Annotated in this window: 10 protein-coding genes; 3 read left to right on the forward strand and 7 right to left on the reverse strand. The window is 57.5% G+C overall.

Going from position 1 to position 6,425, the window contains the following annotated elements; translation table 11 throughout:
• Positions 1-104: 104 nt before the first annotated feature.
• Together ACFOMH_RS20305 and ACFOMH_RS20310 are read right to left on the reverse strand one after the other, a co-directional pair.
• Entirely contained in the window at positions 105-500 is a 396-nt protein-coding gene (locus tag ACFOMH_RS20305; RefSeq protein WP_377746748.1) for a hypothetical protein, read from the reverse strand.
• A gap of 63 nt (positions 501-563) precedes the next feature.
• Positions 564-1,118 carry a hypothetical protein gene (locus ACFOMH_RS20310; RefSeq protein ID WP_377746749.1) on the reverse strand — a complete coding sequence of 185 codons (555 nt, stop codon included), beginning with the start codon at positions 1,116-1,118 and terminating at the stop codon, positions 564-566.
• A gap of 556 nt (positions 1,119-1,674) precedes the next feature.
• Here ACFOMH_RS20310 and ACFOMH_RS20315 point away from each other — a divergent pair.
• Together ACFOMH_RS20315 and ACFOMH_RS20320 are read left to right on the forward strand one after the other, a co-directional pair.
• Positions 1,675-2,034 carry a type II toxin-antitoxin system RelE/ParE family toxin gene (locus ACFOMH_RS20315; RefSeq protein ID WP_377746750.1) on the forward strand — a complete coding sequence of 120 codons (360 nt, stop codon included), beginning with the start codon at positions 1,675-1,677 and terminating at the stop codon, positions 2,032-2,034.
• Positions 2,035-2,370: an XRE family transcriptional regulator gene (locus ACFOMH_RS20320; protein ID WP_377746751.1), complete on the forward strand. Its 336-nt coding sequence runs from the start codon at positions 2,035-2,037 to the stop codon at positions 2,368-2,370.
• Between the two features lie 9 nt (positions 2,371-2,379).
• Here the strand turns inward: ACFOMH_RS20320 and ACFOMH_RS20325 are convergent, their stop codons facing one another.
• A complete protein-coding gene (locus ACFOMH_RS20325) occupies positions 2,380-2,946 on the reverse strand; it encodes a hypothetical protein (protein ID WP_377746752.1) in 567 nt (188 codons plus the stop codon).
• Positions 2,943-3,209 (reverse strand): hypothetical protein, encoded by a 267-nt coding sequence (locus ACFOMH_RS20330; protein WP_085787614.1) that lies wholly within the window; start codon positions 3,207-3,209, stop codon positions 2,943-2,945. Before ACFOMH_RS20330 ends, ACFOMH_RS20325 begins: the two co-directional genes overlap by 4 nt.
• A 153-nt stretch (positions 3,210-3,362) precedes the next feature.
• Between ACFOMH_RS20330 and mobQ the strand changes: the two genes are divergently transcribed.
• Positions 3,363-4,604 carry a MobQ family relaxase gene (gene mobQ, locus ACFOMH_RS20335; RefSeq protein WP_377746753.1) on the forward strand — a complete coding sequence of 414 codons (1,242 nt, stop codon included), beginning with the start codon at positions 3,363-3,365 and terminating at the stop codon, positions 4,602-4,604.
• A 180-nt stretch (positions 4,605-4,784) separates the two neighbouring features.
• Here the strand turns inward: mobQ and ACFOMH_RS20340 are convergent, their stop codons facing one another.
• From ACFOMH_RS20340 to ACFOMH_RS20350, 3 genes are read right to left on the reverse strand one after another with little or no spacing between them, the layout of a single operon-like run.
• The gene (locus ACFOMH_RS20340) at positions 4,785-5,168 is read right to left on the reverse strand and encodes a hypothetical protein (RefSeq protein ID WP_377746754.1); all 384 of its coding nucleotides are present in this window, start codon (positions 5,166-5,168) and stop codon (positions 4,785-4,787) included.
• A 22-nt stretch (positions 5,169-5,190) separates the two neighbouring features.
• Positions 5,191-5,808 (reverse strand): hypothetical protein, encoded by a 618-nt coding sequence (locus tag ACFOMH_RS20345; RefSeq protein ID WP_377746755.1) that lies wholly within the window; start codon positions 5,806-5,808, stop codon positions 5,191-5,193.
• A 12-nt stretch (positions 5,809-5,820) separates the two neighbouring features.
• A complete protein-coding gene (locus ACFOMH_RS20350; RefSeq protein ID WP_377746756.1) occupies positions 5,821-6,324 on the reverse strand; it encodes a hypothetical protein in 504 nt (167 codons plus the stop codon).
• Between the last annotated feature and the right edge of the window lie 101 nt (positions 6,325-6,425).

Here is a 6,425-nt window from a genome sequence, read left to right on the forward strand (position 1 = left end):
CTCACCTCATGGATTGAGCGCTACCACTACATGGTTTTACCGGTTGCTTCAACCGGTAAATTTAACCTGCTTCTGTGAGGTGGGCCTCCTATAATGGAAGCACGTTACCCTTTCCCGATGATGCGCTCCCATATGTTTGGTTTTCTGGTCGGAGAGGTGGGGGGGGCAACTGATAGGCGTTCCGCCATATCGCGCCACTTGTCTCGGTCCTCTCTGGCATCTGACAATGCCTCGCGGAGCGTCTGAACTTCGCGCTCCAAGGCGCTGATTTCATACCCTCTTTCGTGTGTTGTGGTGTCTGTTGCGTGGCCTTGCGTGTTAGGTGTTTCTCTGCCCTGCTGTGAAATGGGGGGGAACACTCTATGAAGTTCGGAAGGATCGATCATCCACGCGCCAGAATCATCCTTTTGACCAGAAATACGACCACTTTTCAGCGCCCTTGTGATGGTCGCCGTTGCTACTCCTGTAGCTTTTGCAGCCTGCCCTGCTGTGTATTTCATGGGTATTTCCGTCCTCTTGCGGATCGTTTCATGCAAGGCATTTTGTGTCGTTGCGGTGAAAGGCTACTCGTCGGCGTCTGTCGCGGGCAAGTCTGGTTCCATACCATCCAGGAACGGCTGCGAAGGCGGTGGGAGGCCGGGGCCATTCGGAAGCTGCCTTTCATCCCTGAACAGGCTTGGCACCTTGCGTAGCGGCTCTTGCCGCCCCAGTTCGGCCCGGTCTGGCTGTTCTTCCTCGGAGAGGACAACCGCCGCGCTGAACAGGCTGTAGCGCAGGCCATCGCGTCCGGTCGCCCATGCGACCCTGTCGTTGATGACATAGGCATTCACGGTTCCACTCTCGCCCACCTGGCGCACCTCAATCCATCTGTCCTGGGCCAGCACATCGAGGGCGCGTTGCACGGTGGGGCGGCTGCACCCCATTAGGGTGCGCAGGGTCTTTTGGCTGATGATGACGGCGTTATGTTCACCGATCCGCGCTGTCAGGATGTGCATCAACTGCGCAGCCTTCGGGGCCTTGGCGATCAGTGATGCCCATGCTTCATGCGCAGCCCGCTCTGTTTGGACCCATTGGCCTGCGGATGATTTTCGCGGCAGGGCTGGACGATTCTCGGACATTGGCACTCGCTGATTTCGGGCGGCGAAAGTGGTCGATTTTTGATGCGACCTGCATCATCTGTGAACCGATACTGAACGCTGGCGTGCAAAATTTGCAAGAAAATATTGAAAGTCAGTGTTCAATATTTGCACGAACCTGCATCATCTAGATGATGCAGGGGTGCCTCATAGCTCATGAGGCACCCCCCCCTGATAAGTTATTGATACTATTGCATGAAATTTTTTGCCCTTCTTATGATCTTAGGGCAGGCAAAAAATGCACAGTCCGGGCCCGCTTGCGGGCCGGGGGGGAGCGCCCACTCACAGGGCTGGCGACCCCCCGCCTACGGACGGGCTGTGTAGTTTTTGCCTGCCATCGGACGTGAGGCCCCTTGTGGGCCGAACGGACGATTCCGCGCATGTGTGCGCGAGGGATGGGGGTTCGGGGGAAGGGGTCAAGGCCCTTACCCAAAAGGGTAATGCAGGTCGCGCGAGGACTTGGCCGGATACATGCTTAGAAAAACTGGGGCGCACCGTCAGGGCTTGAATTATGCACTGAAAGGCATAATATGGACGGATGACATGGGAAGTCGAATACACGGATGAGTTCGCAGACTGGTGGGGAACGCTCACCGAGGGTGAACAGGAGGACGTAGACTCCTATGTCCAGCGCCTTGAGGCGCGTGGCCCAAATCTGCCTTTTCCGCATTCCAGCGGGATCAACGGCAGCCGCCACGACCACATGCGCGAACTACGGGTGCAAAGTCATGGAGACCCGTTTCGGGTGTTCTATGCGTTCGATCCCCGGCGGTCGGCAATCTTGCTGATCGGAGGGGACAAGACAGGGAACGACAGGTTCTATGAGGAAATGATCCCGGTCGCTGATGATCTTTATGACCAGCATATCGCGGACCTCAAGGCAGAAGGATTGATCTAAATGGCTGGCAGAACTTCCTTTTCGACCCTTCGCAACCGCATGTCGCAGGAAGCGCAGGAACGCGCCCGCGTCAAGTCCGAGGCGCTGGAAGGCGAAATGGCCCTGGCAGGGGTGCGCAAGGCCATGCAGCTTTCGCAGGAAGAACTGGCGGCGATCCTGAACATCAATCAGGCATCTGTCGCCAAGATGGAAAAGCGGACCGATATGTATATCGGGACGCTGCGCCGCTTCATTCAGGCTATGGGCGGAGAACTGGATATTGTTGCCCGCTTCCCTGACAGGCAAATCAGGATCGACCAGTTCAGCGCCCCCGGTGCCGAGGTCGTTGGACGCTGATCTATCGCCTCATTCCCCGGCTGGCTGTGTGGGTGGTGAAACCATGAAGATGCAGTATCGGCTTCCGTCCCGCTGATCGGCGAATGCCCCGCCTGCGGTCAGGCAGTAGATGCGGGGATGCTGGCCGAAGGCTTTGGCATCGGCACGGCCTTGCAGCCAGAACACGGCCAGCGCGCCGATAAGCGCCCCTGCGGCCCCGATCGAGGCCAGCCAGACCCAGAACCCGCCGAACCAGCGCCATGCCTCTCTGCGGGCCTCTCCTGCGGCCTGTGAGAGGCTCTTGGCCGTTTGGAGGAGTTCGGCATGGGATTCCCGGATAGCCGCTCTGGCGGCTCCCTGAGCGGCTTCTATGGCGTCCCTGTGGGTCTTGGCGGTTGCCAGCTGCAGCTGGCCCTCAAGGCGCTGTTCCAGCCGCTTGCCGGTTTGCGCCATGTTGTCGAGGCTCTGGGCGATGGTCGCGTTGAGGTGTTCGGCCTCGTCCCTGTCGAGGCTGGTGCGTTGCAGGTTCTCGATCTGGCGGCGCAGTGCGCCAATATCATCGACCAGAACCAGAAACGGATCGGTGTTGACGCTCATGCCTCACCCGCCCCGGCGCTTTGCGCCCTGGCATCGAGGTCGGCCAGCAGTCCGGCGATTTCCTTCTGGTCCACGTCCCGGGTTGCGTTCTTGCGCAGGGTGGATGCCAGCCATTTGGAAATCTTTGGGTCTTTCAGGGCCTCGGTGGTGACGATGGCGCCGACGATGATCTTACGGCGGGTGTCGCTGGCTTTCTGACGGGTTTTGAGCCGCGCCAGCTTCGCTTGCGCATCTGCAATCTGCTGGTCGATGGTGCGCGCCATTCTTCCGCCCTTCCTCGTTACAACCGTTGAATTTGTGCCGCGTAGTGGATAGCGTGTCAAACACGAAGTGCCCACTTATACAAACGCTGCGCGTTTGTGTGGGCAAGGGAACCCTGCGTTTCCCTTGAACCCTTAGCGAAGTGCAGCGCGGAAATGGCGATCTACCACCTTCGGGCCACGATGATTTCCCGGTCGAGCGGTCGCAGCGCCACGGCGGCAGCGGCCTACCGCGTGGGCGAACGGATCGAGGATCACCGCACCGGGTTGACCTTCGATTACCGTGCGCGCGGCGGCGTCGATCACGTCGAAACCCTCGCCCCGGCCAACGCGCCCGCATGGGTGCAGGACCGGGCGGCGCTGTGGAACGCGGTCGAGGCGGCAGAGACCCGGAAGAATTCGCAGGTTGCCCGCGAAATCCGGGTGGCTCTGCCCGCCGAGCTGGACCACGGGCAGCGCGTCGAGCTGGTGCGCGAGTTCTGCCAGCGCGAGTTTGTGGCCCGTGGCATGGTGGCCGACATCGCCCTTCATGCGCCGGGGCGCGAAGGCGATGATCGCAACCACCATGCCCATATCCTGCTGACCACCCGTGAAATCGGCCCCGAAGGGTTCGGGGCGAAGAACCGGGACTGGAACGCGGTCGAGATGCTGGAAGGATGGCGTGAGGCGTGGGCGCGGGACAGCAACCGCGCCCTTGAGCGATGCGGCCATGACGAGCGGATCGACCACCGGACGCTAGAGGCGCAGCGGATCGATGCGCAGGAGCGGGCCAGCGCGGCGCATGATCGCGGCGACGAGGCCGAGGCGCTGCGTCAGACGGTGCGGGCGGTGGAGCTGGACCGGGATCCGCTGCCGCAACTCTCTGCCGGAGCGTGGCAGATGAAGGAACGCGGCATCGAGGTCGCGGCCGTCCGGGTGTGGCGCGAGGTCAAGGCACAGGTGGCCGAGGTCGCGCGGGTGGCGGAGGTTTTGGCCGGTCAGGTGCGGGACTGGATCGGGCGGGCGGTGGATCGCCTCGGGCCGCCGGCGCAGGGTCTGGCCTATGCCGGCGCTGCGGATCGGGATGGCCGGGAGGGGAGGCAGGACCTGGCCGCGCGGTTGCGCGAGGCATGGGAAGCCCGCCAGAGCCGCACCGCGTCCGATACCGTGGCCGCACCTGGTCAAACCCCGGAGCCGGAATCTGCCCGCAGCCTGGCCGAGCGGCTACGGGAGGCAGCGCAGGGGATCGACCGGGGAACGCTGGCCGAGGCGGCAGCGCGTTTGCAGGAAAGCCGGGAGGCCGAGGAACGCCAGCGGGTGCAGGAGGCCGAGCGCCTGAAGGAGCAAGAGCGGCAGCAGGAACGGTTGCGGGAGCGGGAAGCTCGCGACCACGACCGAGACGGCGGGCTTACCCACTGATCCGGCCAGCCTGCCACGACGGGGCGGAGTTGTCAGGCTGATCGCGGTAGATTCCGAAGTGCGATTGGATCGACCGGCAGAAAGCCCCCGAGGCGCGGGAGCGTGACCAGCAGGAACGAAGCCAGCGCCAGAAGGATCGGGACCGCGACGACAGGGAAAGGTGATGAAGCAGAAGGTGGATCAAAATATGAAAATCAGCAGTGCGCCAAGTATAACGCCAAAGAAAACGTAAGCATTTCTAAAAAATGGGATGTCTATCTTTGGTTCATTGGGGAAGTACATTCCAGCGTAGCCATCGTTGACTTTTATAGCTATTAGTCCTTCGTCCATTATGTAGTCAGGCATATGGTCGTTTGGGTCGGTCCCTCGTCCTTGCAATGAACTATTTATTCCACTTGCAAGGGCGTTGTCGAATAGTGACATCCTGCCTTGCAGGGTTAGATGGTTCGATATTTCACCCATCTTCTGACTGCCAATTTTCTCATAAAATAGCGCTCCACCAAAAGCATACATGTATGCAAAAACGATAGCAGCGCTAAGCACGGCAGAATATATAAGTCTCACGGTGGATTCTCTTATTTGTTGCTTACAGGCCGTTAGTTAGAGATTCGTTAGGAGCAGGAAGGGAATTCTCTATCCTGTTTAATTCGCGCGCGGCTTCCATTATGCAGTCAGTAAAAATTATGCGGCGGTATGAGACTTGAAGTCCAGCATCAAATGGTTGGAGGCTAGGATAGTTCGCGTCCATCCTGTCGTAGTAATTTACTATTATATCCGTGAATCCGTTGCTGGGGTCTGTTCTCCAAGAGAACATTACGTCTATCCACCATGATCCAATATCTGCGGGGGCGTTAGCTGAGGAATACCTGTCACCGTAGTTTGATATGAGCGCAGACATCACAGATGATATCTTTTCTTCATACTCGTTGGTTATTGTTCTCCCGTTAGGGTTGGGCACGATGGCTGTAAAGTGACACAAGCCAATTCCTTGAGACCAGACAGCGCCATAAGACTCGAAGGGGGGAATCGCTCCGGGAATTGTATTTGGATGGCACTCATATCTTGCTGGTTGTCCTGGAACTGCCGCGCATCCAGCAGCAACAGGATTGAATGTATTCATGTCTATGCCGAATGGGCCTGCGAAGGAGGCTCCTGTCGATGAGCACAGTATCACTAAGGTCATCAAGGCGTTTAAGTATGACATGATTTTTCTTCTTTATAGGGTGTCTATTGGGGCATTTCGTAGGCCGTGGCTTGCTCGAACAGCGTGCCGAACAAGTCGGAATATTTTATCTACCTTTTCGTCTATATTCTCGTTGTTGGATTTTATTAGACTCTCAATGTTTTCAATTCTGTCTGGGCTGCGAATTTCGGAGTATATTTTTTCTTCCCAAAATTTTCTAACTGGTTCCGTTAGGGGGTAGTCGTATTCTGGGCTTCTTTTGAAAACAACTTCTTTGCGGTGCTTGTTTATCACTCTAAATGTGACGCCGGACTTAACTTGAGAAAATACATCTGATAATTTGTCTCTTGCCTCTCCCGACTTTATCAACGTGCTTATTTCGTCATGATCAGTGTTTTTGCATATAATCAAGAATATATTGTCGGACTGATCCTTGACACCAATTTTCGACTTACCTGCCACAACCTCATTCAGATACCTAGACCAGTGCGTCCTTAGTGTTGTTTGAGCGATAGTTTTGATTTCCGGTTCTGCCATCGTTCTCACCTCATGGATTGAGCGCTACCACTACATGGTTTTACCGGTTGCTTCAACCGGTAAATTTAACCTGCTTCTGTGAGGTGGGCCTCCTATAATGG

The organism is Paracoccus mangrovi (assembly GCF_042648425.1).
GTDB lineage: Bacteria > Pseudomonadota > Alphaproteobacteria > Rhodobacterales > Rhodobacteraceae > Paracoccus > Paracoccus mangrovi.

Coding starts and splice junctions, on each gene's coding strand:
- ACFOMH_RS20305 (WP_377746748.1), bottom strand. CDS start 500: ATGAAATACACAGCAGGGCAGGCTGCAAAAGCTACAGGAGTAGCAACG.
- ACFOMH_RS20310 (WP_377746749.1), bottom strand. CDS start 1,118: ATGTCCGAGAATCGTCCAGCCCTGCCGCGAAAATCATCCGCAGGCCAA.
- ACFOMH_RS20315 (WP_377746750.1), top strand. CDS start 1,675: ATGACATGGGAAGTCGAATACACGGATGAGTTCGCAGACTGGTGGGGA.
- ACFOMH_RS20320 (WP_377746751.1), top strand. CDS start 2,035: ATGGCTGGCAGAACTTCCTTTTCGACCCTTCGCAACCGCATGTCGCAG.
- ACFOMH_RS20325 (WP_377746752.1), bottom strand. CDS start 2,946: ATGAGCGTCAACACCGATCCGTTTCTGGTTCTGGTCGATGATATTGGC.
- ACFOMH_RS20330 (WP_085787614.1), bottom strand. CDS start 3,209: ATGGCGCGCACCATCGACCAGCAGATTGCAGATGCGCAAGCGAAGCTG.
- mobQ (WP_377746753.1), top strand. CDS start 3,363: ATGGCGATCTACCACCTTCGGGCCACGATGATTTCCCGGTCGAGCGGT.
- ACFOMH_RS20345 (WP_377746755.1), bottom strand. CDS start 5,808: ATGTCATACTTAAACGCCTTGATGACCTTAGTGATACTGTGCTCATCG.
- ACFOMH_RS20350 (WP_377746756.1), bottom strand. CDS start 6,324: ATGGCAGAACCGGAAATCAAAACTATCGCTCAAACAACACTAAGGACG.